The sequence below is a fragment of the Calidifontimicrobium sp. SYSU G02091 genome (genome assembly GCF_022631395.1).
Lineage (GTDB): Bacteria > Pseudomonadota > Gammaproteobacteria > Burkholderiales > Burkholderiaceae_C > Calidifontimicrobium > Calidifontimicrobium sediminis.
Window position 1 is genome coordinate 13,038 of the sequence record NZ_JALBGB010000024.1, and the last position, 24,502, is coordinate 37,539.

A 24,502-nucleotide genomic window follows, 5' to 3' on the forward strand; every position below is an offset into this window, starting at 1 on the left:
TTCGCGGCACCGTGCTCATGCCGGGTTGTCGATGTCGATGAAGCGGTGCTCGAGCCCGAAGCGCTCGGCCACGTGCGCCGCCAGCGCCGGGGCGCCGTAGCGTTCGGTCGCGTGGTGGCCGCAGGCGAGGAAGGCCACGCCCGTCTCGCGCGCCAGGTGCGCCTGCGGCTCCGACACCTCGCCGGTGAGGAACAGGTCGGCGCCGGCGGCGATCGCGGCCTCGAAGTAGCCCTGCGCGCCGCCGCTGCACCACGCGACGCGGCGCACCGCCCGCCCGTCGCCGGGCAGCAGCAGCGGCTCGCGGCCGAGCGCCTGCGCGACGTGGCGCGCCACCGCGGCGGCGTCGCCGATCGCACCGGCATCGCCGATGAAGCCGAGGTCCTGCTCGCCGAAGCGGGCGTCGGCGCGCCAGCCCAGCCGCAGCCCGAGCTGCGCGTTGTTGCCGAACTCGGCGTGCGCGTCGAGCGGCAGGTGGTACGCGAACAGGTGGATGCCGTGCGCCATCAGCCGGCGCACGCGCTCGGCCAGCCAGCCGGTCAGCCGGCCGTCTTGCCCGCGCCAGAACAGGCCGTGGTGCACGATCAGCGCGTCGGCGCCGGCTTCGATCGCCGCATCGATCGCGGCGCGGCTCGCCGTGACGGCGCTGGCGAGCCGGCGCACGACGGCCGTGCCCTCGACCTGCAACCCGTTCGGCCCATAATCCTTGAACTCGCCCACGGCCAGCAAGCGGTCCAGATACGTCTGCAACTCGCTCGCGCGGACGTCGTTCGACACGGCCACTCCCTCATGCGCAGAACCTGGCTCATTTTCTCGCAGGCGGTCACGGTCGCCGTGGCCGTGCTGTTCGTCGTCGCGACGCTCAAGCCCGAGTGGCTGGCGCGCAACCCGGCGCGCGTGCTGCCCGAGATCGTGACGCTGCAGACGGCGCCGCCGCCCGCCACCGATGCCGCGACCACCGCCGTCGCGCACGGCTACCGGCTCGCGGCGCAGCGCGCCGCGCCGGCGGTCGTCAGCATCGCCGCGAGCCGCGCACCGGCCGGCAACCCGCACATCGACGACCCGTGGTTCCGCTTCTTCTTCGGCGACCGCCAGCGCCAGATGCAGCCGCAGGTCGGCCTCGGGTCGGGCGTGATCGTCTCGCCCGAGGGCTACGTGCTGACGAACCACCACGTGATCGACGGCGCCGACGACATCGAGGTGCAGCTTGCCGACGGCCGCACCGCGCGGGCGCGGCTGGTCGGCACCGACCCCGAGTCGGATCTGGCCGTGCTGAAGATCGACCTGCCCGACTTGCCCACCGTCGTGTTCGGCGACCCCGGCAGCCTGCAGGTCGGCGACGTCGTGCTCGCGATCGGCAACCCGTTCAACGTCGGCCAAACCGTGACCTCGGGCATCGTCAGCGCGCTGGGCCGCAACCGGCTGGGCATCAACACGTTCGAGAACTTCATCCAGACCGACGCCGCGATCAACCCCGGCAACTCGGGCGGCGCGCTCGTCGACGTCGACGGACAGCTGGTGGGCATCAACACCGCGATCTACTCGCGCAGCGGCGGCAGCCTGGGCATCGGCTTCGCGATTCCGGGCGACGTCGCGCGCGACGTGCTCGTCGCGCTGATCCGCGACGGGCGCGTCACGCGCGGCTGGATCGGCGTCGAGCCGCGCGACCTGACCCCCGAATTCGCCGAGCACTTCGGCCTGCCGGTGCGCAAGGGCGTGCTGATCACCGGCGTGCTGCAAAACGGGCCGGCCGGTGCGGCCGGCATGCAGCCGGGTGACGTCGTCGTGCGCGTCGGCGACCGCGAGGTGGCCGACACGCGCCAGCTGCTCGACACCGTCGCCGCGCTGCGTCCCGGCAGCGAGGTCACGATCGGCGTGCAGCGGCGCGGCGAGCGCCTCGACCTGACCGTGCGCGTCGCGCAACGCCCCGCGCAGCCGCCGCGCCAGCCTTGAGCGCTGCGACGGCTCGCCGTCAGGCGTCGCCGCCCTGCTTCGCCTCCTCGGCGACGTCGGCCTTCTTGCCGAACAGCTGCGCGGCCCAGATGCCCGCCTCGTACAGCAGGCACATCGGGATCGCCAGCGCGAGCTGCGACACGACGTCGGGCGGCGTGATGATGGCCGCGATGATGAACGCCAGCACGATGAAGTAGCCGCGGAACTGGCGCAGCTTGTCGACGCTGACCACCCCCAGACGCACCAGCACCATCACCGCCACCGGCACCTCGAACGCGAGGCCGAAGGCGATGAACATGTTCATCACGAAGCCCAGGTAGGCCTCGATGTCGGGCGCGGCCGTGATGCTCTTCGGCGCGAAGCTCTGGATGAACTTGAACACGCCGCCGAAGACGAAGAAGTAGCAGAACGCGACACCGGCGAAGAACAGGATCGTGCTCGAGATCACCAGCGGCAGCACGAGCCGCTTCTCGTGGCTGTACAGGCCCGGCGCGACGAAGGCCCAGACCTGGTACAGCACCACCGGCAGCGCGAGCATGAACGCCGCCAGCAGCGTGATCTTCAGCGGCACGAGGAACGGCGAGATCACGCTGGTGGCGATCATCGTCGCCCCCTCGGGCAGGTGCGACACCAGCGGCAGTGCGAGCAGGTCGTACAGCGCGCCGGGACCGGGCCACAGCGACAGCGCGCCGAACGCGACGCCCACCGCGATCAGCGAGCGGATCAGCCGGTCGCGCAGCTCGATCAGGTGCGAGACGAACGGCTGCTCGGTGCCGGCCAGTTCGTCTTCGTCGTGCGGACCCTTGGGCGCGCTCATGCCGCGGCCGTCATCCCCGCAGGCGCGGCGGGCGGAAGCGCGCCACCCGCGCGGCGCCCGACAGCGCCCGCGTGCGGATGCCGTGGCGCTGCTTGTACCACTGCGGAGTCGCACCGCGCTTCAGACGCCAGTTTTTCTTCGGGTGCCGGTACTCGGGCACCGGCGTCGACAGCGGCGCCGACGCGCCCGACGACCCGTCGAGCCCCGCGGTGGCCTCGCTCCAGGTCTTGTCGAAGTCGGCCTGCGCTTCGCGGATCTCGTGCTGCACGCTGGTCTCGACGTCGCGCGCCGCCTGCTCGAACTGCGTCTTCATCTTCTTGAGCTCTTCGAGCTCGATCGAGCGGTTCACCTCGGCCTTGACGTCGGCGACGTAGCGCTGCGCCTTGCCGATGAAATGCCCCACCGTGCGCGCGACGCGCGGCAGCTTCTCGGGGCCGATCACGATCAACGCGACGGCGCCGATCAGCGCGAGCTTGTCGAAGCCGAACTCGATCATGCGGGTCGGGGGCCACCGGACGCGACGGCAAGCGCCGCCGCGGCCCGGCCGGCACTCAGGACTTGGTGCGCGCCTCGACGTCGACCGTATTCGGGTCGGCCTGCTTCTGCGCGTTCGTCACCTGCTGCGGCTTGCCGGCGGACTCCTCGGGCGTGTCCATGCCACCCTTGACGCCGTCCTTGAAGCCCTTGACCGCCTGACCGAGGTCCGAGCCGAGGTTCTTCAGCTTCTTGGTGCCGAAGATCAGCACCACCACCAGCAGCACGATCAGCCAATGCCAGATGCTGAACGATCCCATGTCGATCTCCTAAGGGTGAATTTTCAATTCTAGGGGAGCCCCCTTCGCTGCGCCGGCCACGGGCCTCAGCCCCGCTTCCACGGCCGCGGGCCGCCGAACGCGTGCATGTGCAGGTGCATCACCTCCTGCCCGCCGTCGCGTCCGGTGTTGATGACCTGCCGGAACCCGTCTGTGACCCCGAGATCGCGCATCAGTTGCGGCACCAGCACCATCATGCGCCCGAGCACGTCCTGGTGCTCGGGCTTCACGTCGGCCATCGACACGATGTGCTGCTTGGGCACCAGCAGAATGTGCACTGGCGCCCACGGATTGATGTCGTGGAACGCAACAATGGCGTCATCCTCGTGAACCTTCTTCGCCGGGATCTGGCCGGCGACGATCTTGCAGAAGATGCAGTGGGGGTCGGCGGAGTTCATGGTCGGGCCGGATGGGACGGTGGAACGAAGGACTCAGACCGGCATCGGCTTGCGGTCGTTCAGGCTGAGCCAGCCGCGCGCGACCCGGTACAGGAACCACAGCGAGATCAGCCCCCAGGCGATCCAGCCGGGCAGCACGAAGAAGAACCACAGCGGCAGCGTCAGCACGTACAGCAGCGCCGCCCACACGACGCTGCGGATGCGCCAGCGGAAGTGCGATTCGTGCCAGGTGCCGGCGGCGTCGGCCCTCTTGACGAGGTCGATCACGAAGGCGGCGATCAGCAGCACGATGCTCGGCTGGAACGCCGGCACGACGGCGCCGATCGCCACCACCGCGTGCAGCGCATAGCTGACGTGCCCGACGTTGCGCAGCGACTGGTCGCGCCGCGCGTCGGCGTCCGGGGTCGCGCTCACGATGTCGCTCACTGCTGCTGCGCCTGCGCGGCCGCACGCCGGCGATCGTCGTCGCCGCCGTCGGCCTGCTCGCGCTCGCGCGCCTTGCGCAGCGCGAACTCCTCGAGTCCCGACAGGCCCTCGCGGCGCTCGAGCTCGGCGAGCACCTGCGCCGGCGTCAGGCCGAAGTGCGCGAGCGCGACCAGCGAGTGGAACCACAGGTCGGCCGTCTCGGCGACGATCTTCGCGCGGTCGCCGTCCTTGGCCGCCATCACGACCTCGGTCGCCTCTTCGCCGACCTTCTTCAGGATCGCGTCGGTGCCCTTGTCGAACAGGCGCGCGACGTAGCTGCGCTCGGGGCTCGCCCCCTTGCGCGACTCGATCACGGCCGCCAGCCGCGCGAGGGTGTCGTTGCCGTCCATGCGTCTAGCGGTAGATGAGCTCGGGGTCCTTCAGGACCGGATCGACGGGAAGCCAGCGCCCATTGTCGTAGCGGCGGAAGAAACAGCTGTGACGCCCGGTGTGGCACGCGATGCCGGGCTCGTGGCCGCGCTGCGTGACCTTCAGCAGCACGACGTCGCCGTCGCAGTCGAGGCGCACCTCGTGCACCTGCTGCACGTGGCCCGATTCCTCGCCCTTGTGCCACAGGCGGCCGCGCGAGCGGCTCCAGTACACGGCCTCGCCACGCGCGACGGTGGCCGCCAGCGCCTCGCGGTTCATCCACGCGACCATCAGCACGTCGCCGCTGGCCGCCTCCTGCGCGATCGCCGGCACGAGGCCGCGCTCGTCCCAGTTGACCTCGTCGAGCCAGTCCATGCGGGCAGTGTAGTCACTCGGCGTGCGTCGCGCCGGTGTGGCCGCGCTCGGCGGCGAACCAGCGCAGCACCGGCACCGTGCCCGGCAGCACCGGGCGCACCTCGACGGGCAGCGTCTGCCACGCCATGCGCTGGCCCTCGCGCATCTCGAACGTGCCGGTCCACGCGAACACCTTGCAGAAGTGCAGCCGCACGAGCGCGTGCGGGTAGTCGACGAGTTCCTGGCGCCACGGCTGCACGGCGCCGATCGTGATACCCAGCTCCTCGTGCAGCTCGCGCCGCAGCGCCTGCTCGACCGACTCGCCCGGCTCGAGCTTGCCGCCCGGGAACTCCCAGTAGCCGGCGTAGACCTTGCCCGCGGGGCGCGACGTCAGCAGGAAGCGGCCGTCGGTGTCGATCAGCACGCCCACCGCGACGTCGACGGGACGCCGCGTCGGCGGCGGCCCGACGTCCCCCTGGCGGCGCGGCGGTCGCGGCTCGATGTCCACCGGTCGGCCCTCAGCCCTCGCCGCGCCCGGCGAAGTCGCGCGCGAACTGGTACGCGACGCGCCCCGAGCGCGAGCCGCGTTCGAGCGCCCACACGAGCGCCTCGGAGCGCGCGGCGTCGATGCGCGCCTCGTCGACACCGAAGTGCCGCAGCCACTGCGCGACGATCGCGAGGTACTCCTGCTGGCTGAACGGGTAGAAGCTGATCCACAGCCCGAAGCGCTCCGACAGCGAGATCTTCTCCTCGACGACCTCGCCCGGGTGCACCTCGCCGTCGTCGGTGTGGGTATAGGTCAGGTTCTCGCGCATGTACTCGGGCAGCAGGTGGCGCCGGTTGCTGGTCGCGTAGATCAGCACGTTGTCGCTCGCTTGTGCCACCGAGCCGTCGAGGATCGACTTCAGCGCCTTGTAGCCCGGTTCGCCCTCGTCGAAGCTCAGGTCGTCGCAGAAGACCACGAAGCGCTCGGGCCGGCCCGCGACGAGGTCGACGAGGTCCGGCAGGTCGACGAGGTCGGCCTTGTCGACTTCGATCAGCCTCAGCCCCTGCGGCGCGAACTCGTTCAGGCAGGCCTTGATCAGCGAGCTCTTGCCGGTGCCGCGCGCGCCGGTCAGCAGCACGTTGTTGGCCGCGCGCCCGGCGACGAACTGCGCCGTGTTGCGCACCAGGCGCTCCTTCTGTGGCTCGACCTCCTTCAGGTCGGCCAGCCGGATCGTCGCGACGTGGCGCACCGGCTCGAGCCGCCCGCTGCCGCCGCGCTTGCGGTAGCGAAACGCGATCGACGCGCCCCAGTCGGGCGCCTGCGGCGGGTGCGGCAGCACCGCGTCGAGGCGGTCGAGCAGGCGCTCGGCGCGCTCGACGAGCGCGAGCAGGGCATCGGCGGGCAGGGTCATGCCGGGCGGGCGGTGGGTCGCGAAGGGCGGCAGTGTATCGGTGGCGCTGCGACGGCGCGCCCCGCGCCGCCTCAGCGACGTGCGACCAGCCGGTCCCCGTCGCCGGCCACGAGCACCAGCGCGCCGTCGGCGGCGATCTCGAAGCGCGTGACGCGCTCGAGCAGGCGCAGGAAGCGATCTTCCTGGTCCATCAGCGGCGGCGGGCAGGCCATGCGCGTGGCCACGGCGGGCCCGATGCGCAGCCCCTCGCCGTGCAGCTGCCACGGCGCGCTGAACCGGTTGCACGACGCCGAGCCGGTCAGCCGCCCGTCGTTGCCGAAGCGCAGCGTGATGCGCGAGCGGTCGACGGGCGCGCGCCCGTCGAGCCGCTCGACGCGCCACTCGTCGCCGACGAGCAGCTCGCGCGGGTCGCCGCCGCAGCCGCTGTAGGTGCGCGCCCCCAGGCTGACGCTGACCTGCAGCGGGTGCGGCATGCCGGTGGCCACGTCGGCGCAGACGCGCTCGCGCACCGTGACCGCCAGCGGCCCGTCGCGCGTCGTCGTGACCTGCCGCCAGCCGTCGCGCAGCGGCTGCGCCGGCGGCGCCGGCACCTCGATGCGCCGGCGACCGACGTCGAGTTCGAGCACGAGCCGGCGCGCATCGACGTCGAGGCGCCAGCTCGGCTCGTGACCGCGCGCGGTCCACGCCGTCGGCGGCGTCGTACCACCGGCGGGCGGCGTCTGCGCGACGCATTCGGGCTGCGCACGGCCACGCAGCGACAGCGTCGCGCGGTCGCCGCGGGTCCACAGCCACGTCGTCGGGTCGTCGACCGCCTCGTAGCGCGCCCCCGACGCGGTGGGCACCTGGCGCATCTCGTGGCGGCGCGCGCCGACCGTCATCGTCACGCGCTCGCCGCGGCCGATGCCGAGCCGGACCTCGACGTCGCCGCACTGCCACGCGCTCGCGAACGCGAGGTCCGGCGCCGACGCGAGCCACAGCGTGCCGAGTGCGACCGGCCCCGCGACGCGCACGTCGACCGTCACCGTGTCGGAGACCCACGCCGGGCGGCCGTCGAAGAGCACCGCGGCACGCAGCGCGTAGCGCCGGCCGTCGACGAGCGCGCGCCGGTCGACGGCGAGCTCGAACGGCAGCGGCACCTGCCGCCCCTGCGTCGCCCAGCGGCGCTCGGCGACGACGCGCCCGTCGCCCGGCGCGGTGACGTCGCGCAGCTCGACCACCGCCTGCGCGTCGGGCGGCAGCGCGATGCGCGCGCGGTAGCTCAGCGAACCGGTCACCACCAGCGCATCGGCCGGCGGCACGACGCCGGTGCAGCCCGCCAGCATCGCCAGCCCGATCCAGGCGACGATCGCCCCCAGCCCACGGCGCAGCCATGTCATCGTCGGCTCCCCTTCCACGTTGGCGGCATCATCGCGCAGCCGACTGGCGTCGACGCGAAAGCCCGCCGTCCGGCTCGATCGGCAGCACCTCGCCGTCGCCGACGACGAACAGCCGGCGCGCCGCGCGCCGGTCGACCGCGTGCATGCCGGTGAAGGCGCCGAAAGCCGGCAGCACGCCGACATCGTCGCCAAACACGAAGCACGGCAGCCGCAGCCGCTCGACACCGCGGCCGAGGTGCACGCAAGGGTGCAGGTGGCCGGCGAGCACGTAGGCGCCGGGCACCGGCCGCGGGTGGTGCGCCAGCGCGAGGCCGCCGAGCCGCCACGGCTCGTCGACGACGTCGATGCGAAGCACCGGCGGCGGGTCGCCGGCACGGTCGTCGTGGTTGCCACGCACCAGCGTCAGCGCCAGCGCCGCGTGCCGCTGCCGCCAGCGCGCGAGCGCGCCGAGCGTCGACGCCGCGTGTGCGCGCGGCGAGTGCAGCAAGTCGCCGAGGAACACGACGCGCGCGACCGCGTGCCGCTCGACGAGCTGCGACAGGGCGTCCAGCGTCTGCGTCGTCGTGCCGCGCGGCACCGGCACGCCCAGGCGCCGGAAGCTCACCGCCTTGCCGACGTGCGCGTCGGCGACGAGCAGCGTCGCGTGCCGCGGCAGCAGCGCCGCGCGCTCGGGCAGCAGCACGAGCGTCTCGCCGCCGACGTCGACGGTGGCCGTCGCCGCCACCGCGCGCCTCAGTGCGTCAGCAGCGCGAGCGCGGCGTCGAGGTGCTCGGTCGGGCTGCGCTTGAAGCCCGAGCGGGCGTAGCGCTGCAGGCGGCCGACGGCGAACGCGGTGAGCACGCCGGCGCGCACCTGCGCGTCGACGGTGGGCGTCGGCGAGCCGGCGGCCTCGGCGCCCAGCCGCAGGCTCTGGCGCAGCTGCGCCTCGAGCTTGTCGAAGAACTGGTTCATGCGCGCCATCAGGCGCTCGTGCTCGAACACCAGCGCGTCGCCGACCATCACGCGCGTCATGCCCGGGTTCTTCTCGCCGAACTGCAGCAGCACGGCGAGCATCTTCTGCGCCTGCGCAACGCCCGACGGCTCGCGCTCGACGATCTGGTTGACCAGCCCGAACACGCTCGACTCGATGAACTCGATCAGTCCCTCGAACATCTGCGCCTTGCTCGCGAAGTGGCGGTACAGCGCCGCCTCGCTGACGTCGAGCCTGGCCGCCAGCGCGGCCGTCGTGATGCGCTCGGCGCCGGGCTGCTCGAGCATCGCGGCCAGTGCCTGCAGGATCTGCACGCGACGCTCGCCGGGTTTCGGGCGCTTGCGCGCCGGCGCCGCCTCGGCCACCGGATGGCTGCCCGCGCTTTCGTGTACGGCCACCGGCTCGGTGGTCATCTCGGCAGGCGGCAGAGGCTGGTCGGGCATGGTGCAGGGTCGGCGTCGGGCGCGTGCGAAGGCGGCTCGCAGAGCCGAAAAGATTCTGGCACACGCCCCGGCGGCCCCCCGGGGCAGGTAAACACCGACGGCGGCCACCGCCGCGGGCGGCGTGCACGAAGTCGCATCAGCCGCCGCCGGCGCACAGCCGCCACAATGCACGCAGGTGACGCACGCGCAGGTCGACGTACGCCGGCCGGCCCGCCGGCCGCGCCGGCGCGCCGCGGCGCAGCCAGCGCTGCATCCACACCGTGCGCAGGCCCACGCGCCGTGCGGCCTTCTGGTGCTCGAGCGTGTCCTCGACGAGCACGCACTGCGACGGCGCGACCCCCAGCGACGCGACGAGCCGGCGCAGCATGCGCACGTCGGGCTTGGGCCGCAGCTGACCGAACATGCGCATGTCCTCGACCGAGAACACGCCGTCGAACCAGTGCCCGATGTCCAGCGCCGCGAGCACGCGCTCGGCGTAGGCGCGCGGCGCATTGGTCAGGATGAACTTGCGCCCCGGCAGCCGCTGCAGCGCGGCGACGTCGTGCGCGTGGCCGCGCACGCGCGCCTCGAGCCCCGGCAGGCGGTGCGTGTAGTGCAGGAAGTGCGACGCGCGCACGCCGTGGTGGCGCACGAGGCCGAGCAGCGTCGCACCGTAGCGGCGCCAGTAGTGCCGGCGCAGCGCGTCGGCCTGCTCGCGGTCGACGCCGAGGAACTCGACGATGTAGTCCGTCATGCCGGCGTTGATGCCCGGCATCGCGGCGTGCGTCGCGTCGTGCAGCGTGTTGTCGAGGTCGAACAGCCAGACGGGCGTTCGGCACGCCCGGCGCGCGGGCGACGCAGGCCGAACAGGCGCTGCGCCGGTCGCGCGGACGCGGCGGATGCGGCGGATGCGGCGTCGCCGGTCCGCAGGCGGCGCCCCGTCGGGCGGGGAGCGCCGAAGGTGCTTCGGGACGGGGCCGCTCAATGGCTGCGGATCATCGTGCCGTAGGCCGAATCGGTCAGCACCTCGAGCAGCATCGCGTGCGGCACGCGCCCGTCGATGATGTGCACCGCGTTGACGCCGTTGCGCGCCGCGTCGAGGGCGCTGCCGATCTTCGGCAGCATGCCGCCCGAGATCGTGCCGTCGGCGAACAGCGCGTCGATCTCGCGCGCGCTGAGGTTGGTCAGCAGCTTGCCGTTCTTGTCGAGCACGCCGGGCGTGTTCGTCAGCATGATCAGCTTCTCGGCCTTGAGCACCTCGGCGAGCTTGCCGGCGACGACGTCGGCGTTGATGTTGTAGCTCTCGTTGTCCTTGCCGAAGCCCAGCGGCGAGATCACCGGGATGAACTGGTCGTCCTGCAGCGCCTTGACGACGCTCGGGTCGATCGACTCGATCTCGCCGACCTGGCCGACGTCGTGCTCGATCGTCGGGTCCTTCAGGTCGACCATCTTGAGCTTGCGCGCGCGGATCAGCCCGCCGTCGCGCCCGGTCAGACCCACCGCCTTGCCGCCGGCGGCGTTGATCAGGCCGACGATGTCCTGCTGCACCTGGCCGGCGAGCACCCACTCGACGACTTCCATCGTCTCGGCGTCGGTCACGCGCATGCCCTGCACGAAGGTGCCCTTCTTGCCGACGCGCGCGAGCGCCTCGTCGATCTGCGGCCCGCCACCGTGCACGACGACGGGGTTCAGCCCGACGAGCTTGAGCAGCACGACGTCCTCGGCGAAGTCCTGCTGCAGCGCCGGGTCGGTCATCGCGTTGCCGCCGTACTTGACGACGATCGTCTTGCCGTGGAACTTGCGGATGTACGGCAGCGCCTGCGCGAGGATCTCGGCCTTGTCGCGCGCAGAGACATGGTCGAGCCGGTGCTCATCGGGGGGGTGCGGGATGGTCATCGCGGCGGCCGGCGCACGGGCCGGGTGGGCATGGAGCCCGCGATTGTAGAAAAGGCCCTGCGCGGCCCCTGCGGCGGCACGGCGCATCTCGGCGCGCGCCACGGGGCCGTCGGCCTTGCGCTAAGCTGGCGGCCATGAGGTCGGGGTCGGCTCGCCGGTTCGTCGTGCTGTGGTGGCTGCTGGTCGCCTTGCTGCCGCTGCGCGCGTGGGCCGCTGCCGTGATGCACCTGCCGGACGTGGCCGGCGTGCCGGCGCACGCCGATGCCGCGCCGCCGTGCCACGCTCACGCGGACGACCTCACCACGCCGGCCGACGCGGCGGCAGAGCGTCTCGCGGATGCGCCGCACGACGCCGACGGGGTCGCCTGCACGCTGTGCGACCTGTGTCACGGCAGCGCCGCGGTCATCGCGGCGCCCGTGTTCGACCCCGGGTCGGGCCCTGCACAGTCGCTGCCGTCGGCGGCACCTGCGCCGGCGCCGCAGGTCGACCCCGCGCCGCTGTACCGCCCTCCCCGAGGCTGAACACCCCGCGCCCCTGCCGCGGCAGGGCGCCACCCCGTGCGCGCGCCTTCTGCGCGCACCTCGACGACGCGCGTGCGCCGGTCGCCGCGCGACGGTGATCGATCCAGCCTCGACGACGATGATCCTGCTTCGCTCTTCCCTGCGGCGCGCGACCGCCAGCGCCGCGGCCGCCGCCTGCGGACTCGCCACCGCGCTGGCCGCCGTGCCGGCCGGTGCCGCGCCGGCGGCCGACGCCGGCCTCACGCTGCCGCCGCCACGACTGCACTACACCTCGGCGTTCCGCGCAGCGCCCTCGCCCACCGACCCGGCTGACCCGCAGGCCGTCGGCTGGGTGCAGGCCAATGCGCTCGTCGGCGCGCTGCGCGGCCACGCCGGCCACCTGCGCGGGCGCGCCGGGGACCCGCCGCCGCCGGCCGGTGGCGTGGCGACGCCCACCCACCGTCACGACCAGGGCGGCGCGGAGGCCGCGCGATGAGGCCGGCGCTGACGCTGCTGCTCGCCACCGCCGGCGTGCTCGCCGGCTGCGCGAGCGTGCCGGCCGACGACGCGACCGGTGTCGCGCGCGATCAGTCGCTGCGCGTCGACGGCATCGCGCCGGTGCTGGCGACCACCGACGCTGCACACGACGGGCGTCGCGCGCTGCGCTCGCACCTGCTCGCGGCGCCGCTCGACGAAGCCGCCGCCGTGCGGCTCGCGCTCGAGGCGAGCCCGGCGATGCAGGCGCTGCTCGCCGACGCGTGGCAGGCGCAGGCCGCGGCAGTGCAGGCCGCGGCGGCGCCGAACCCGTTCTTCGCGTTCGAACGCATCGTCACCGGCGGCGAGGTCGACCTGACGCGCACGCTGGGCATCGGGTTGACCGAACTGCTGACGCTGCCGGCGCGGCGCGATGCCGCCCAGCGCACGGTGCAGGGCCGGCAGTGGCAACTCGCGCGCGACGTGCTCGCGCACACGGCCGTGGTGCGCCAGCAGTGGGTGCGGGCGGTCGCGGCGCAGCAGCTCGTGGCCTACCACCGCCAGGTGCGCGACGCCGCCGAGGCCAGCGCCGAGCTCGCGCGCCGGATGCAGGCGGTGGGCAACTTCAGCCGCCTGCAGCGTGCGCGCGAGCAGGCCTTCCTCGCCGACGCGACGGCGCAGCTGGCGCGCGCGCTGGCCGCATCGACCGCCGAGCGCGAGGCGCTGGTGCGCCTGCTCGGCCTCGACGCCGACGAGGCCGAGCGCCTCGCGCTGCCCGAGCGGCTGCCCGACCTGCCCGCCGAGCCGCGCACGGCCGACGACGTCAGCCGCCGTGCCGTGGAGGACCGACTCGACCTGCGCGTCGCGCGCCTCGAGCTCGCCGCCGCCGAACGCGGGCAGCCGCTGGCCGCCGCCGCGCCGTGGCACGTCGAGCTGGCCGCGGTGCGCGAAGCGGGCGGCGGCGAGAAGGGCCGCGGCTTCGAGATCCACCTGCCGCTGCCGGTGTTCGACACCGGCCGCGCGCGCCGCGAGGCGGCCTCGGCGCAGGTGCTCGCGGCGCGCGCGCGCTTCGAGCAGGCGCGCGCCGACGCGACGTCGGTGCTGCGCGAGCGCTACGTCGCCTACCGCACCGCGCACGACCTCGCCCGGCACTACCGCGACGAGGTCGTGCCGCTGGCGCGCACCGTCACCGACGAGATGCTGCTGAAGTACAACGGCATGCTCGTCGGCGTGTTCGAGCTGCTCGCCGATGCGCGCGCGCAGGTGCACGCCGTGATCGGCGCGATCGAGGCGCAGCGCGACTTCTGGCTCGCGCACACGGCGCTCGACGCCGCGATCGTCGGCGCGCCGGCGGCCGGTGCCGCGCTCGCCGGCCCCGCGGCCGCGAAGGCCGCCGCGAAAGGAGACCACTGATGACGACGCGCCGACTCTTCCTCGGCGGCGCCGCCGTCGCCGCCGCCGCGGTCGGCCGCGCCGCGTTGGCCGCCGTGCCCGAAGCGCCCGTCGCGCCGCCGGCGAACACGATGGCGCCGCCGCTGCAGCCCGCGAGCGGGCGTCCGTACCGCCCGGTGGTGACGCTCAACGGCTGGACGCTGCCGTGGCGCATGAACGCCGGCTGGAAGGAATTCCATCTCGTCGCCGAGCCGGTGCTGCGCGAGCTCGCCCCGAGCATGACGGCGCAGCTGTGGGGCTACAACGGCTCCTCGCCCGGGCCGACGATCGAAGTCGTCGAGGGCGACAAGGTGCGCCTGTTCGTGACCAACCGCCTGCCCGAGCACACCGCGGTGCACTGGCACGGCCAGCGGCTGCCCAGCGGCATGGATGGCGTCGGCGGCCTGACGCAGCCGCAGATCCCGCCGGGCAAGACCTTCGTCTACGAGTTCGAGGCGCGGCGCAGCGGCACCTTCATGTACCACCCGCACGCCGACGAGATGGTGCAGATGGCGATGGGCATGATGGGCTTGTGGGTCACGCACCCGACAGACCCGAAGCGCACCCCCGGCTACACCGAGGTCGACCGCGACTTTTGCTTCCTGCTCAACGCGTTCGACATCGAGCCGGGCAGCGCGACGCCGAAAGTCATGACGATGCTCGACTTCAACCTGTGGTGCTGGAACTCGCGCGTGTTCCCCGGGATCGACAGCCTGCCGGTGCGGCTGGGCGACCGCGTGCGCATCCGCGTCGGCAACCTGACGATGACCAACCACCCGATCCACATGCACGGCCACGAGTTCGTCGTCGCCGGCACCGACGGCGGCTGGACCAACCCGGCATCGCGCTGGCCCGAGGTCACGGCCGACATCGCGGTGGGCCAGATGCGCGCGATCGAGTTCGTCGCCACCGAGCCGGGCGACTGGGCCTTCCACTGCCACAAGAGCCACCACACGATGAACGCGATGGGCCACGCCGTGCCGACGATGATCGGCGTCGACCACCGCGACGTCGTGCACAAGATCCAGCAGCTGGTGCCCGACTACATGGTGATGGGCGAGCGCGGCATGGCCGACATGGGCGAGATGGAGATGCCGCTGCCCGACAACACGCTGCCGATGATGACCGGCCGCGGGCCGTTCGGCCCGCTCGAGATGGGCGGCATGTTTACCGTCATCAAGGTGCGCGAGGGCCTCGCGCGCGACGACTACCGCGACCCGGGCTGGTACCGGCACCCGCCGGGTACCGTCGCGTACGAGTGGACCGGCGTGTCGGTGAACCCGCACCGCGCGCCGACGTCGAACACCGACGGCTCCGAGGTGCACGACCACCGCGGCGCGCCGTGGCGCGCCGTCAAGCCGCATGGAGGACACCGACCTTGAAGACGATCCTGCTGAGCCTGGCGCTCGCGCTGCCTTTCGCGCATCCACTCGCGGCGCTCGCGCACGGCAACGAGCCGCACGCCGCCAAGCCCGCGAATGCGCCGATCTCGACCGAGCGCCATGCGTGGGGCATGCAGGGCGACCCGAAGCACGCGACGCGCACGATCCGCGTGACGATGCGCGACACGATGCGCTTCGAGCCGGCGCGCTTCGAGTTCAAGCGCGGCGACACGGTGACCTTCGTCGTCCACAATGCCGGCAAGGTGATGCACGAGTTCGTGATCGGCACCGAGGCCGAGCTCGTCGCCCACGCCGAGGCGATGAAGAAGCATCCCGACATGGAGCACGACGCGCCCTACATGGCACACGTGCCGCCGGGCAAGACGCAGCGCCTGACCTGGCGCTTCACCGAGCCGGGCGAGTTCCTCGCCGGCTGCCTCGTCGCCGGCCACTGGGACGCCGGGATGCGCGCGGCGATCACCGTCAAGGAGTGACACGATGAGCCAGGACCGTTTGTCGCGCCGCCGCTGGCTGCGCACCGCCGCCGCGCTGGCTGCCGCGGCGGTGCCCGCGCTCGGCCGGGCGGCCACGCCGCTGCCGGTGCTGCAGGTGTGGAAGTCGCCGAGCTGCGGCTGCTGCAACGACTGGATCGCGATCCTGCAGCGCGAGGGCTTTCGCGTGCAGGCGCACGACATCGGCAACACCGCGATGCGCGCGCGCCTGGGGCTGCCGCTGAAGTACGGCTCGTGCCACACGGCGCTGATCGGCGGCTACGTCGTCGAAGGACACGTGCCGCCGCGCGACATCCGCCGGCTGCTGGCCGACAAGCCCGACGCGATCGGCATCGCAGTGCCGGGCATGCCGGTGGGCTCGCCGGGCATGGACGGGCCCGAGTACGGTGACCGCCGCGACCCCTACGACGTGCTGCTCGTGCTGCGCGACGGCACGAGCCGCGTCTGGGCCCGCTATCGTTGAAGCCACGGAGACGACCATGACGAAGATCCGCATCGCCGCTGCCGCACTGGCACTGGCCGCCACCGCCGCCGTCGCCCAAAGCGCCGACGGCGAAGTGCGCAAGATCGACAAGGCACAGGGCAAGATCACGCTCAAGCACGGCGAGATCAAGAGCCTCGAGATGCCGCCGATGACGATGGTGTTCCGCGTGCAGGACCCGGCGATGCTCGACCGCGTCGCCGTCGGCGACAGGGTCAAGTTCGACGCCGCGAAGATCGACGGCAACTACACCGTCACCGCGATCTCGAAGGCGCCTTGAACGGCGCCCGCCCGGCGCCAGCTCACCGTGCGTCGCGCGCGAGCCAGTGGTCGACGAAGTCGGTGAGGTCGTCGTGCGTCGTGTGTGCGAGCACGAGCTCGGGCCCTTCGTTCGGGCTGCCGTTGGGCGCACGCAGCACCAGCGCGCGGTGCACGGCATCGGGCACGCCGCGCAGGTACGGCAGGTAGTCGTCGACGAAGGCCTCGGGCATCAGCTCGGCGATCGCGTCGGCCTTCGGGCTGCGCTCGCCGGCGTGGTGGCCGGTGGCGATCACGCGCTCGATCGGGAAACCCAGCGCGCGCAGGTTGCGCAGCCGCGCGCTCTGCCACGCGGCGTCGAGCGCCGACACGCACACGAGGTCGAAGCCCGCGTCGTGCAGCCGGTGGCAGGCCTCGACGGCGCCGGGCAGCGCCGGCAGGTGCAGCCAGAACTCCTCGTCGAAGTAGCGCCAGAAGTGCCGGCGCGCCGCGCCCTCGAGGCGCTCGACGGCCCAGCGGTCCATCGGCCAGTACGCGAGCGGGTCGCGCTCGGCCGGCCGCGCGCCGAACGCGCGCCGCCACGCCTCGGCGTAGCCGTGGTGAAAGTCGACGAGGACGCCGTCGGCGTCGAGCGCGATCGTGGGCCGGCGAGGCATGCCATCACTGTAGCCACGCCGCGATGTCCCCGGCTGTCCAGTGCGTAACATCGTCGCGATGCACGTCCACGACCTGGCCCCGTTCCGCCACGACCACGCCTTCGTCGACGCCGGCTCGGCGGCGCGCGGGCGGGCGCTGTGGGCGGTCACGGCGCTGACGCTGGCGACGATGGTGGTCGAGATCGCGGCGGGCTGGTGGAGCGGCTCGCTCGCGCTGTGGGCCGACGGCTGGCACATGGGCACGCACGCCGCGGCGCTCGGCGGGGCGGCGATGGCCGCGCTGCTCGCGCGCCGCGCGGCGTCGAACGCGGCCTACGCGTTCGGCGGCTGGAAGATCGAGATGCTCGCTGCCTACACCAGCGGCCTGCTGCTGGTCGCCGTGTCGCTGTGGCTGCTCGTCGACGCGGTGGCGGTGCTGCGCGCACCGCGCCCGATCGCCTACGACGAGGCGATGGTCGTCGCCGTGATCGGCCTCGTCGTCAACGTCGCCAGCGTCTGGCTGCTCGAGCGCGGCCGTGCCGACGGCGATGCCGTCGCCCACCATCACGGCCACGACCATGCCCACGCACACGGGCACCGGCACACCCACGGGCACCACGACCTCAACTTCCGCGCCGCGTACCTGCACGTCGTCGCCGACGCCGTCACGTCACTGCTCGCGATCGTCGCGCTGGCCGCCGGCAAGTGGTTCGGCATCGGCTGGCTGGATCCGCTGGTCGCGCTCGTCGCGGCCGTACTGATCGCGCGCTGGGCGGCGGGCGTGCTCGCGCAGGCCTCGCGCGCGCTCGTCGACGCCACCGCCGACGAGGCGCTGCGCCAGCGCGTGCGCGCGACGATCGAGGCCGACGGGGATGCGACGCTGTCGGACCTGCACGTGTGGCAGGTCGGCCCGCGGGCCTGGTGCGTCGCCGCCTCGGTCGTCGCCGACCGCCCGCTCGACGCGCTCGCCTACCGTCAGCGGCTCGAGGCGATCGCGGGGCTGACCCACGTCACGGTCGAGGTCCACCGCTGCCGCGGGCCGCACTGACGCGTGGGTCGCCTTCGACCGGCGCGCGTCGCGGCGCCGCCCCAAGGCGGCGCGGTCGGCCGCCGCCGCGTCAGAAGTGGATGCCCTGCATCATCTGCTGCAGCGCGATCGCCTCGGGCGACAGCTTCGGCTTGTCGCCCTTGCCGCCGGCGGCGGCTTCGCTGTCGGGGAACATGCGGAACGTCGTGTTCATGATGATCTGCGCGATGCGCGGCGCGACGGCGTGCAGCAGCTCGCCGGTGATGCCCAGCCGCGTCGCGATGCGCACCGGCTTCTCGATGCAAGCGCGGACGATCATCTCGGCCGCCTGCTCGGGGCTCAGCGTCGGCACGTTGTTGTAGATCTTCGTCGGCGCGATCATCGGCGTGCGCACCAGCGGCATGTTGATCGTCGTGAACGTGACGCCGACGTCGGCGAACTCGCTGGCCGCGCAGCGCGTCCACGCGTCGAGCGCGGCCTTGCTCGCGACGTAGGCGCTGAAGCGCGGCGCGTTGGTCAGCACGCCGATCGAGCTGATGTTGACGACGTGGCCCTTGCGCTTTCTGACCATCCCCGGCAGCAGCCCCATCGTCACGCGCAGGCAGCCGAAGTAGTTCAGGTCCATCGTGCGCTGGAAGTCGTGGAAGCGGTCGTAGCTCGACTCGATCGCGCGGCGGATCGAACGCCCGGCGTTGTTGATGAGGAAGTCGACGCCGCCATGCACCTCCTCGAGCGTCTTGACGAACGCGTTGCAGTCGGCCTCGTTGGCGATGTCGACGCGGTAGCTGAACACCTTCGGGTCGGCGGTGCCCTTGTCCTTCGCGTGGGTGACGATCTCCTTGACGGCCTCGGCGAGCTTGTCTTCGCCGCGCGCGGCGATGATCGTCAACGCGCCGGCCTCGGCGAACTTCTTCGCCGCCGCCAGCCCGATGCCCGAGCTGCCGCCGGTCACGAGCACGACCTTGCCGCCCACTGCGCCCTTCAGTGAGCGGTCGATGAACAGGTCGGGGTCGAGATGGCGCTCCCAGTAGTCCCACAGCCGCCACGCGTAGTCGTGCAGCTTCGGGCACTCGATGCCGCTGCCGGCGAGCGCCTTGTCGGTCTCGCGGCGGTCGAAGCGCGTCGGGTAGTTGACGAGCATCAGCACGTCCTCGGGCAGGCCGAGGTCCTTCATCACCGCGTCGCGGATGCGCCGCACCGGCGCGAGCGCCATCAGCCCCTTGCGCACGCTCTTCGGGATGAAGCCGAACAGCGCGGCGTTGACGAACACGTTCATCTTCGGCGCGTGCGCGGCGCGGCTGAACACGTCGAGGATGTCGCCGACGCGGTAGCCCTGCGGGTCGACGAGGTGGAAGCACTGGCCGCTCGGCCGCTTCTGGTGGCTGATGTGGTCGAGCGCGGCGACGACGAAGTCCACCGGCACGAGGTTGATGCGCCCGCCCTCGAGGCCCACCGACGGGAACCACGGCGGCAGGATCTGCCGCATGCGCTGGATCAGCTTGAAGAAGTAGTACGGGCCGTCGATCTTGTCCATCTCGCCCGTCCGGGAGTCGCCGACCACCGCCGCCGGCCGGTACACGGTCCACGGCACCTTGCACTCGCGGCGCACGATCTTCTCGCTCTCGTGCTTGGTCATGAAGTACGGGTGGTCGAGGTTCTCGGCCTCGTCGAACATGTCCTCGCGGAACACGCCCTCGTACAGCCCGGCGGCGGCGATCGACGAGACGTGGTGGAAGTGACCCGCGTCGATCGCCTTCGCGAACTCGACCGCCGCGCGCGTGCCCTCGACGTTGACGGCGATCTGGCTGTCGGCGTCGGCCTCGAGGTCGTACACGGCGGCCAGGTGGTACACGTGGTCGATCTGGCCCTTGAGCGCCTTCAGGTCGTCGGCGCCGACCCCGAGCCGCTTGGCCGTCAGGTCGCCGTAGACCGGGATCGCCCGCGTCTTGCCCACCCCCCAATACGCCAGCAGGTCGGCGACCTTGCCTTCCGACTCGCGCCGCAGCAGGAAGTGCACGACGGCGCCGCGCCGCGCGAGCAGCGTCTTGACCAGCCGCTTGCCGATGAAACCGGTCGCACCGGTGACGAAGTAATGCATCGTGGGGGTCCTCCTGCGCCGCAGTGATCGGTGGGGCGCCGCGAGGCTATTCTGGTGTGGCCGCGCCGGCGCCTCGCTGCGCGTTTGCCCGCACGCCGCGCGTGCCGCGTAGAGACACGGCCCTAGAGAATTCGGCTGCGCGCTCGACGTCGGCCTCCTACACTTTTGCGGTCCGAGGCGGTGCCGGGGTGTGCCGCCACCCCTGTCGAACGCACCCCGAGAGGAAGCTCCAGATGGTCAAAAAGCTCCAGAAGATGGCCCAGAAGCAGAAAGCCGCCTCGTCCGCCGGCCTGCTCGACAGCCAGCTCGCCGCCGCGGTCAAGGACTCGGCGCAGCAGATCTGGCTCGCCGGCATGGGCGCGTTCTCGAAGGCGCAGGCCGAAGGCGGCAAGGTCTTCGAGACGCTGGTCAAGGAAGGGCTGAGCCTGCAGCGCAAGACGCAGGCGGTGGCCGAGGAGCGCATCAGCGAGGTCGCCGGCAAGATGACGGCGATGGCCGACGGCGTCACCGCCAAGGCCGGCCAGAAGTGGGACAAGCTCGAGGCGATCTTCGAGGAACGTGTCGCGAAGGCGCTGCACCGGCTCGGCGTGCCGTCGAGCCGCGACGTCGACGCGCTGATCAAGCGCATCGACACGCTCAGCGCGCAAGTCGCCGCGATGCGCAAGGCACCAGCGGCCGGCGCGGCGAAGCCGGCAGTGCGCAAGACAGCGGCCAAGGCGCCGGCCCAAGCGGCCCGCAAGACGGCGGCGGCCAAGACGGTGGCGCGCAAGGCGCCGCGCAAGAGCGCCGCCAGCGCATCCAGCGCCGGCTGAGCGCGCGCGCCCGCGGCGCTCAGCCGCCGCGGTTGCGCATCCAGTCCGCGGTGTTGAAGAACGCCGCCGTCAGGCGCTGCGACAGCGCGTCGGGCAGACCCTGCTCGCGCATCGCCTGCTGCATGCACGCCAGCCACTGGTCGCGCTCGGCGATGCCGATCGGGTACGGCAGGTGCCGCGCGCGCAGCCGCGGGTGGCCGAAGCGCTCGACGTAGTGGTTCGGCCCGCCGAGCCAGCCGCACAGGAACCAGAACAGCTTGTCGCGCGAGTCGTCGAGCGTCGTCGGGTGCAGCCTGCGGATGCCGGCATACGCCGGCTCGAGGTCCATCAGGTCGTAGAAGCGGTCGACGAGCGCGCGCACGCCCGGCTCGCCGCCGACGAGGTCGAACGCGGTCGCGCCTTCGGTGGCCGGGGTGTCGTCGGTCGGCAGCGTCATGCGCGCATTCTCGCTGCCGCCGCAGCAAGCGCCTGCGCGGCCGCGCAGCCCGGAAACACCTCGACGAGCAGCTCGCGCCGCAGCACCGCTTCGCGCACCGACGCGTCGTCGGGCACCTCGCCGACCAATTCGATGTGCACCGCCTGCCCGACCGCCGGATCGACGTAGCGCGCGACGACGCGCTGCAGCTGCGCGCACACGCGCCGCCCGTCGCCCGCGCCCGTGGCCTGGTTGACGACGAGCCGCACGTGGTGCCGCCCTTGCGTCGTCGCCAGCACCTTGATCGTCGCGTAGGCGTCGGTCAGCGACGTCGGCTCGGGCGTCGCGACGACGAGCACCTCGTCGGCCAGCGACACCGTGTAGAGCACGACGTCGGAGATCCCGGCGCCGGTGTCGAGCAGCACGCGGTCGTAACGCGGGCGCAGTTCGTCGACGACCTGGCGCAGGCGGTCGCGCACGTCGGCGGTCAGCCGCGAGTACTCGACCAGCCCCGAGCCGGCAGGCAGCACCGTGAAGCCGCCCGGCGCGTCGACGAGCGCGTCGTCGAGCGCCGCGCGCCCGGCGATCACGTCGTGCAGCGTGACCCTGGGCGCGAGGTTGAGCACGACGTCGAGGTTGGCCAGCCCAAGGTCGGCGTCGAGCACCAGCACGCGCTCGCCGGCGGCCGCGAGCGACGCGGCGAGGTTGGCACTGACGAAAGTCTTGCCCACGCCGCCCTTGCCGCTGGTGATCGCGGTGACGACGGCGCGGCGGGCGACTGCGTTCGGGTCGGTCATTCCAAGTCCTGCAACGGCATCGGGGCGCTGAACAGCAGCCCCCGTTCCTCGGCGCTGACCTCGACCTGCGTCACCGGCTCGAAGCACGCGCGGTTGCGCCCTTCGGCCTTCGCGCGGTAGAGCTGCTGGTCGGCGCGCTCGAGCCACAGCGCCGGCGTCGAGCGCACCCACGGCGGCGCGAACGCGCCGCCGAGGCTGACGGTCACGCTGATCTCGCGGCCGTCGGGCAGCGCGATGCGCTGCGCCTCGATGCGCCGGCGGATGCGCTCGGCCACCGTCGGGCCGAAGCTCGGCGAGCAGTGCGGCAGCACGATCGCGAACTCCTCGCCGCCCACACGCGCGACGGTGTCCATCGGCCGCACGCACTCGAGCAGCCGCGCCGCGACCGCCTTCAGCACGGCGTCGCCGGCCGCGTGGCCGTGCGTGTCGTTGATGCGCTTGAAGTGGTCGATGTCCAGCGTCAGCAGCAGCGACGGGTCGCCCGAGCGTGCGACGCGGCCCAGCTCCTGCGCCAGCGCCAGCTCGAACTGGCGCCGGTTCGCGAGTCCGGTCAGCGGATCGCGGCTCGACAGCTCGCACAGGGCGTCGATCAGCGCCTGCAGCCACGGCGCGGCGCCGCGCGGCTCGGGCAGCGTGCGCCCCGACTGCGCGACCAGCTGCAGCGCTGCGCGCAGGTCGAGCGCCGCCGTGACCTCGCTCAGGGCGGCGTCGGCGCGGCGGGCGTCGGGAGCATCCAAGCGCAGCAGTGCAGGCAGCAGGCGGTGGGATCAGCCGGCAGTGTAGCCAGCGCGCACTGCCCGCCGGCCCGATCAGCCGGGCGAAGGCCGCGCTGTTCGCCCGCTCACCCGCGCCGCGCCGCCGGCACACTGCCGCCGCAACACGGGCTGCCACCGGCAGCCACCGACGACCACGCTCCCGATGCAGACTCCGTCCCTCGTCGACCGCCTCGACGCCGAATTCGCGTTCAGCGCGAACGACTTCGAACGCGTGCGGCGCCTGATCCACCAGCGCGCGGGCATCAGCCTGCACGCCGGCAAGCAGGCGATGGTCTACAGCCGGCTGTCGAGGCGGCTGCGCGAGACCGGCCACCCGAGCTTCTCGAGCTACCTCGGCTGGCTCGAGCAGCACACCGGCGCCGCGGGCGACGCCGAGTGGCAGGAGTTCATCAACTGCCTGACGACGAACCTGACCTCGTTCTTCCGCGAGGCGTACCACTTCGACGTCCTCGCCGACGAGCTGCGAGCTCGGCCACAGCACCCGTGGCGGATCTGGTGCAGCGCGGCGTCCACCGGCGAGGAGCCGTACTCGATCGCGATGGTCGCCGCCGAGACGCTGGGCGGCGCGCGCGCGACGATCCTGGCCAGCGACATCGACACGCGCGTGCTCGCGACCGCGCAGCGCGGCGTCTACGACGAGGGTGCGCGCGGCCTCACGCCCGAACGCCTGAAGCGCCACTTCCTGCGTGGCACCGGCCCCAACAGCGGGCGCATCCGCGTCAAGCCCGAGCTCGCGCGCACGATCCAGTGGCGGCGCTTCAACCTGATGGAGCCGGTGTGGTCGCTCGGCGAGCCGTTCGACCTCGTGTTCTGCCGCAACGTGATGATCTATTTCGACGCGCCGACGCAGCGGCGCGTGCTCGAGCGCATGCACGGCGTGATCAGGCCCGGCGGGCTGCTGTTCGTCGGCCACTCCGAGAACTTCAACGAGTCGCGCGACCTGTTCCGGCTGCGCGGCAAGACGGTCTACGAACGCGTCTGAGGCGCACGATGAGCACGGCGATCGCCCGCCCCGCCCCCGCCGCCGGATCGGTCCCCACGCTCGCGCAGCGGCGCCTCGAGCAGCTGCGCGCACGGCCGCGGCGCCCGGGTGAGGCCTCGTTCTTCTATCACGACGCGTTCTTCGGCAACGCTGCCGTCAAGGTGCTGCCCGGCGAGTTCTTCGTCCACGACGACGACGTGCTGATCATGACGACGCTGGGCTCGTGCATCGCCGCATGCCTGTGGGACCGCGAGCGCCGCATCGGCGGCATGAACCACTTCATGCTGCCCGACGTCGGCAGCGGCGGCGACGCCAGCGGGCGCTACGGCTCGTACGCGATGGAGCTGCTGATCAACGAACTCGTCAAGCGCGGCGCCACGCGCGCGACGATGGAGGCCAAGGTCTTCGGCGGCGGCGCGGTGATCAGCGGCATGACGAGCCTCAACGTCGGCGAGCGCAACACGCAGTTCGTGCTCGACTACCTGAAGACGGAGCGCATCGCCGTCGTCAGCAAGGACGTGATGGACGTCTACCCGCGCAAGGTGTGCTTCCTGCCGGCCAGCGGCAAGGCGATGGTCAAGCGCCTGGCGCCGGCCAGCGCCGACGCCGTCGTGCGCGAGGAGCGCCTGGCCGCGCAGCGCGTCGTGCCGCCGGCCTCGGGCGCCGGCTCGGTGGACCTGTTCTGAGGGACCGCGA

32 protein-coding genes are annotated in these 24,502 nt (G+C 72.6%); 12 read left to right on the plus strand and 20 right to left on the minus strand.

Going from position 1 to position 24,502, the window contains the following annotated elements; genetic code table 11:
• Positions 1-15: 15 nt before the first annotated feature.
• Positions 16-774 (minus strand): Nif3-like dinuclear metal center hexameric protein, encoded by a 759-nt coding sequence (locus tag MOJ79_RS14030; protein ID WP_442863126.1) that lies wholly within the window; start codon positions 772-774, stop codon positions 16-18.
• A gap of 12 nt (positions 775-786) precedes the next feature.
• On the opposite strand from MOJ79_RS14030, the gene MOJ79_RS14035 reads away from it, so the two are divergent.
• Positions 787-1,950, plus strand: coding sequence for a trypsin-like peptidase domain-containing protein (locus MOJ79_RS14035; protein WP_241924712.1), 1,164 nt, complete (start codon positions 787-789; stop codon positions 1,948-1,950).
• Positions 1,951-1,969: 19 nt separating this feature from the next.
• Here the strand turns inward: MOJ79_RS14035 and tatC are convergent, their stop codons facing one another.
• The 14 genes from tatC to argB form a co-directional block, all read right to left on the minus strand.
• Complete coding sequence (gene tatC / locus MOJ79_RS14040) at positions 1,970-2,767, minus strand: twin-arginine translocase subunit TatC (RefSeq protein WP_119292502.1); 798 nt, start codon at positions 2,765-2,767, stop codon at positions 1,970-1,972.
• Between the two features lie 10 nt (positions 2,768-2,777).
• Positions 2,778-3,263, minus strand: coding sequence for a Sec-independent protein translocase protein TatB (gene tatB, locus MOJ79_RS14045; RefSeq protein ID WP_119292505.1), 486 nt, complete (start codon positions 3,261-3,263; stop codon positions 2,778-2,780).
• 55 nt (positions 3,264-3,318) lie between these two features.
• Positions 3,319-3,561 carry a Sec-independent protein translocase subunit TatA gene (gene tatA, locus MOJ79_RS14050; RefSeq protein WP_119355024.1) on the minus strand — a complete coding sequence of 81 codons (243 nt, stop codon included), beginning with the start codon at positions 3,559-3,561 and terminating at the stop codon, positions 3,319-3,321.
• 65 nt (positions 3,562-3,626) lie between these two features.
• Positions 3,627-3,977 carry a histidine triad nucleotide-binding protein gene (locus MOJ79_RS14055; protein ID WP_241924713.1) on the minus strand — a complete coding sequence of 117 codons (351 nt, stop codon included), beginning with the start codon at positions 3,975-3,977 and terminating at the stop codon, positions 3,627-3,629.
• A 33-nt stretch (positions 3,978-4,010) separates the two neighbouring features.
• The gene (locus tag MOJ79_RS14060; RefSeq protein ID WP_241924714.1) at positions 4,011-4,391 is read right to left on the minus strand and encodes a hypothetical protein; all 381 of its coding nucleotides are present in this window, start codon (positions 4,389-4,391) and stop codon (positions 4,011-4,013) included.
• Positions 4,392-4,399: 8 nt separating this feature from the next.
• Positions 4,400-4,792, minus strand: a complete 393-nt coding sequence (locus tag MOJ79_RS14065; protein WP_119292514.1) for a phosphoribosyl-ATP diphosphatase — start codon at positions 4,790-4,792, stop codon at positions 4,400-4,402.
• A gap of 4 nt (positions 4,793-4,796) precedes the next feature.
• Positions 4,797-5,186, minus strand: coding sequence for a phosphoribosyl-AMP cyclohydrolase (gene hisI / locus MOJ79_RS14070; RefSeq protein WP_241924715.1), 390 nt, complete (start codon positions 5,184-5,186; stop codon positions 4,797-4,799).
• Positions 5,187-5,199: 13 nt separating this feature from the next.
• Complete coding sequence (locus MOJ79_RS14075) at positions 5,200-5,673, minus strand: NUDIX domain-containing protein (protein ID WP_442863127.1); 474 nt, start codon at positions 5,671-5,673, stop codon at positions 5,200-5,202.
• Positions 5,674-5,683: 10 nt separating this feature from the next.
• On the minus strand, positions 5,684-6,562 hold the full coding sequence (locus tag MOJ79_RS14080; protein WP_241924716.1) for an ATP-binding protein: 879 nt from the start codon (positions 6,560-6,562) through the stop codon (positions 5,684-5,686).
• 71 nt (positions 6,563-6,633) lie between these two features.
• Positions 6,634-7,938 carry an META domain-containing protein gene (locus MOJ79_RS14085; protein WP_241924717.1) on the minus strand — a complete coding sequence of 435 codons (1,305 nt, stop codon included), beginning with the start codon at positions 7,936-7,938 and terminating at the stop codon, positions 6,634-6,636.
• Between the two features lie 28 nt (positions 7,939-7,966).
• Positions 7,967-8,662, minus strand: coding sequence for a ligase-associated DNA damage response endonuclease PdeM (gene pdeM / locus MOJ79_RS14090; protein WP_241924718.1), 696 nt, complete (start codon positions 8,660-8,662; stop codon positions 7,967-7,969).
• Positions 8,663-8,670: 8 nt separating this feature from the next.
• Positions 8,671-9,321, minus strand: a complete 651-nt coding sequence (gene slmA, locus MOJ79_RS14095) for a nucleoid occlusion factor SlmA (RefSeq protein WP_119355015.1) — start codon at positions 9,319-9,321, stop codon at positions 8,671-8,673.
• Positions 9,322-9,487: 166 nt separating this feature from the next.
• Entirely contained in the window at positions 9,488-10,105 is a 618-nt protein-coding gene (locus MOJ79_RS14100; protein ID WP_241924719.1) for an HAD-IA family hydrolase, read from the minus strand.
• Positions 10,106-10,311: 206 nt separating this feature from the next.
• Entirely contained in the window at positions 10,312-11,226 is a 915-nt protein-coding gene (gene argB / locus MOJ79_RS14105; protein ID WP_119291785.1) for an acetylglutamate kinase, read from the minus strand.
• 134 nt (positions 11,227-11,360) lie between these two features.
• Here argB and MOJ79_RS14110 point away from each other — a divergent pair, with 134 nt between their 5' ends.
• The 7 genes from MOJ79_RS14110 to MOJ79_RS14140 all read left to right on the plus strand — a co-directional run bounded on the left by MOJ79_RS14110 (position 11,361) and on the right by MOJ79_RS14140 (position 16,286).
• On the plus strand, positions 11,361-11,747 hold the full coding sequence (locus MOJ79_RS14110; protein ID WP_241924720.1) for a hypothetical protein: 387 nt from the start codon (positions 11,361-11,363) through the stop codon (positions 11,745-11,747).
• Between the two features lie 118 nt (positions 11,748-11,865).
• Positions 11,866-12,222 (plus strand): hypothetical protein, encoded by a 357-nt coding sequence (locus MOJ79_RS14115; protein WP_241924721.1) that lies wholly within the window; start codon positions 11,866-11,868, stop codon positions 12,220-12,222.
• The gene (locus MOJ79_RS14120) at positions 12,219-13,613 is read left to right on the plus strand and encodes a TolC family protein (protein WP_241924722.1); all 1,395 of its coding nucleotides are present in this window, start codon (positions 12,219-12,221) and stop codon (positions 13,611-13,613) included. The genes MOJ79_RS14115 and MOJ79_RS14120 overlap by 4 nt, the downstream gene beginning before the upstream one ends.
• Positions 13,613-15,013 carry a multicopper oxidase family protein gene (locus tag MOJ79_RS14125; protein ID WP_241924723.1) on the plus strand — a complete coding sequence of 467 codons (1,401 nt, stop codon included), beginning with the start codon at positions 13,613-13,615 and terminating at the stop codon, positions 15,011-15,013. The genes MOJ79_RS14120 and MOJ79_RS14125 overlap by 1 nt, the downstream gene beginning before the upstream one ends.
• A complete protein-coding gene (locus MOJ79_RS14130; RefSeq protein ID WP_241924724.1) occupies positions 15,010-15,507 on the plus strand; it encodes a cupredoxin domain-containing protein in 498 nt (165 codons plus the stop codon). Before MOJ79_RS14125 ends, MOJ79_RS14130 begins: the two co-directional genes overlap by 4 nt.
• Before the next feature lie 4 nt (positions 15,508-15,511).
• Positions 15,512-15,988, plus strand: a complete 477-nt coding sequence (locus tag MOJ79_RS14135) for a DUF411 domain-containing protein (protein ID WP_241924725.1) — start codon at positions 15,512-15,514, stop codon at positions 15,986-15,988.
• Positions 15,989-16,004: 16 nt separating this feature from the next.
• Positions 16,005-16,286, plus strand: a complete 282-nt coding sequence (locus MOJ79_RS14140) for a copper-binding protein (RefSeq protein WP_241924726.1) — start codon at positions 16,005-16,007, stop codon at positions 16,284-16,286.
• Positions 16,287-16,308: 22 nt separating this feature from the next.
• On the opposite strand, the gene MOJ79_RS14145 is transcribed toward MOJ79_RS14140, so the two are convergent.
• Positions 16,309-16,920, minus strand: a complete 612-nt coding sequence (locus MOJ79_RS14145) for an HAD family hydrolase (protein ID WP_241924727.1) — start codon at positions 16,918-16,920, stop codon at positions 16,309-16,311.
• A 58-nt stretch (positions 16,921-16,978) separates the two neighbouring features.
• Between MOJ79_RS14145 and dmeF the strand changes: the two genes are divergently transcribed.
• On the plus strand, positions 16,979-17,947 hold the full coding sequence (gene dmeF, locus MOJ79_RS14150; protein WP_241924728.1) for a CDF family Co(II)/Ni(II) efflux transporter DmeF: 969 nt from the start codon (positions 16,979-16,981) through the stop codon (positions 17,945-17,947).
• Between the two features lie 70 nt (positions 17,948-18,017).
• On the opposite strand, the gene MOJ79_RS14155 is transcribed toward dmeF, so the two are convergent.
• Positions 18,018-20,024, minus strand: a complete 2,007-nt coding sequence (locus MOJ79_RS14155) for an SDR family oxidoreductase (protein WP_241924729.1) — start codon at positions 20,022-20,024, stop codon at positions 18,018-18,020.
• A gap of 233 nt (positions 20,025-20,257) precedes the next feature.
• On the opposite strand from MOJ79_RS14155, the gene MOJ79_RS14160 reads away from it, so the two are divergent.
• Positions 20,258-20,836 carry a phasin family protein gene (locus tag MOJ79_RS14160; RefSeq protein WP_241924730.1) on the plus strand — a complete coding sequence of 193 codons (579 nt, stop codon included), beginning with the start codon at positions 20,258-20,260 and terminating at the stop codon, positions 20,834-20,836.
• A 19-nt stretch (positions 20,837-20,855) separates the two neighbouring features.
• Here the strand turns inward: MOJ79_RS14160 and MOJ79_RS14165 are convergent, their stop codons facing one another.
• Genes MOJ79_RS14165 through MOJ79_RS14175 form a run of 3 tightly spaced genes read right to left on the minus strand, consistent with a single transcriptional unit; the run spans position 20,856 to position 22,785 of the window.
• Positions 20,856-21,272 (minus strand): group II truncated hemoglobin, encoded by a 417-nt coding sequence (locus MOJ79_RS14165; RefSeq protein ID WP_241924731.1) that lies wholly within the window; start codon positions 21,270-21,272, stop codon positions 20,856-20,858.
• Positions 21,269-22,048 carry a MinD/ParA family protein gene (locus MOJ79_RS14170; protein ID WP_241924732.1) on the minus strand — a complete coding sequence of 260 codons (780 nt, stop codon included), beginning with the start codon at positions 22,046-22,048 and terminating at the stop codon, positions 21,269-21,271. Before MOJ79_RS14170 ends, MOJ79_RS14165 begins: the two co-directional genes overlap by 4 nt.
• The gene (locus tag MOJ79_RS14175) at positions 22,045-22,785 is read right to left on the minus strand and encodes a GGDEF domain-containing protein (RefSeq protein ID WP_442863128.1); all 741 of its coding nucleotides are present in this window, start codon (positions 22,783-22,785) and stop codon (positions 22,045-22,047) included. The genes MOJ79_RS14170 and MOJ79_RS14175 overlap by 4 nt, the downstream gene beginning before the upstream one ends.
• Before the next feature lie 181 nt (positions 22,786-22,966).
• On the opposite strand from MOJ79_RS14175, the gene MOJ79_RS14180 reads away from it, so the two are divergent.
• Together MOJ79_RS14180 and cheD are read left to right on the plus strand one after the other, a co-directional pair.
• Positions 22,967-23,806: a CheR family methyltransferase gene (locus MOJ79_RS14180; RefSeq protein ID WP_241924733.1), complete on the plus strand. Its 840-nt coding sequence runs from the start codon at positions 22,967-22,969 to the stop codon at positions 23,804-23,806.
• Positions 23,807-23,814: 8 nt separating this feature from the next.
• Positions 23,815-24,492, plus strand: a complete 678-nt coding sequence (gene cheD / locus MOJ79_RS14185) for a chemoreceptor glutamine deamidase CheD (protein ID WP_241924734.1) — start codon at positions 23,815-23,817, stop codon at positions 24,490-24,492.
• Positions 24,493-24,502: the final 10 nt, after the last annotated feature.

Coding starts and splice junctions, on each gene's coding strand:
- tatA (WP_119355024.1), bottom strand. CDS start 3,561: ATGGGATCGTTCAGCATCTGGCATTGGCTGATCGTGCTGCTGGTGGTG.
- MOJ79_RS14170 (WP_241924732.1), bottom strand. CDS start 22,048: ATGACCGACCCGAACGCAGTCGCCCGCCGCGCCGTCGTCACCGCGATC.
- MOJ79_RS14135 (WP_241924725.1), top strand. CDS start 15,512: ATGAGCCAGGACCGTTTGTCGCGCCGCCGCTGGCTGCGCACCGCCGCC.
- MOJ79_RS14160 (WP_241924730.1), top strand. CDS start 20,258: ATGGTCAAAAAGCTCCAGAAGATGGCCCAGAAGCAGAAAGCCGCCTCG.
- MOJ79_RS14100 (WP_241924719.1), bottom strand. CDS start 10,105: ATGCCGGGCATCAACGCCGGCATGACGGACTACATCGTCGAGTTCCTC.
- hisI (WP_241924715.1), bottom strand. CDS start 5,186: ATGGACTGGCTCGACGAGGTCAACTGGGACGAGCGCGGCCTCGTGCCG.
- MOJ79_RS14035 (WP_241924712.1), top strand. CDS start 787: ATGCGCAGAACCTGGCTCATTTTCTCGCAGGCGGTCACGGTCGCCGTG.
- MOJ79_RS14080 (WP_241924716.1), bottom strand. CDS start 6,562: ATGACCCTGCCCGCCGATGCCCTGCTCGCGCTCGTCGAGCGCGCCGAG.
- tatC (WP_119292502.1), bottom strand. CDS start 2,767: ATGAGCGCGCCCAAGGGTCCGCACGACGAAGACGAACTGGCCGGCACC.
- slmA (WP_119355015.1), bottom strand. CDS start 9,321: ATGACCACCGAGCCGGTGGCCGTACACGAAAGCGCGGGCAGCCATCCG.
- cheD (WP_241924734.1), top strand. CDS start 23,815: ATGAGCACGGCGATCGCCCGCCCCGCCCCCGCCGCCGGATCGGTCCCC.
- MOJ79_RS14115 (WP_241924721.1), top strand. CDS start 11,866: ATGATCCTGCTTCGCTCTTCCCTGCGGCGCGCGACCGCCAGCGCCGCG.
- MOJ79_RS14065 (WP_119292514.1), bottom strand. CDS start 4,792: ATGGACGGCAACGACACCCTCGCGCGGCTGGCGGCCGTGATCGAGTCG.
- MOJ79_RS14155 (WP_241924729.1), bottom strand. CDS start 20,024: ATGCATTACTTCGTCACCGGTGCGACCGGTTTCATCGGCAAGCGGCTG.
- MOJ79_RS14165 (WP_241924731.1), bottom strand. CDS start 21,272: ATGACGCTGCCGACCGACGACACCCCGGCCACCGAAGGCGCGACCGCG.
- MOJ79_RS14140 (WP_241924726.1), top strand. CDS start 16,005: ATGACGAAGATCCGCATCGCCGCTGCCGCACTGGCACTGGCCGCCACC.
- MOJ79_RS14145 (WP_241924727.1), bottom strand. CDS start 16,920: ATGCCTCGCCGGCCCACGATCGCGCTCGACGCCGACGGCGTCCTCGTC.
- MOJ79_RS14180 (WP_241924733.1), top strand. CDS start 22,967: ATGCAGACTCCGTCCCTCGTCGACCGCCTCGACGCCGAATTCGCGTTC.
- argB (WP_119291785.1), bottom strand. CDS start 11,226: ATGACCATCCCGCACCCCCCCGATGAGCACCGGCTCGACCATGTCTCT.
- MOJ79_RS14125 (WP_241924723.1), top strand. CDS start 13,613: ATGACGACGCGCCGACTCTTCCTCGGCGGCGCCGCCGTCGCCGCCGCC.
- MOJ79_RS14055 (WP_241924713.1), bottom strand. CDS start 3,977: ATGAACTCCGCCGACCCCCACTGCATCTTCTGCAAGATCGTCGCCGGC.
- MOJ79_RS14110 (WP_241924720.1), top strand. CDS start 11,361: ATGAGGTCGGGGTCGGCTCGCCGGTTCGTCGTGCTGTGGTGGCTGCTG.
- MOJ79_RS14120 (WP_241924722.1), top strand. CDS start 12,219: ATGAGGCCGGCGCTGACGCTGCTGCTCGCCACCGCCGGCGTGCTCGCC.
- tatB (WP_119292505.1), bottom strand. CDS start 3,263: ATGATCGAGTTCGGCTTCGACAAGCTCGCGCTGATCGGCGCCGTCGCG.
- MOJ79_RS14085 (WP_241924717.1), bottom strand. CDS start 7,938: ATGACATGGCTGCGCCGTGGGCTGGGGGCGATCGTCGCCTGGATCGGG.
- dmeF (WP_241924728.1), top strand. CDS start 16,979: ATGCACGTCCACGACCTGGCCCCGTTCCGCCACGACCACGCCTTCGTC.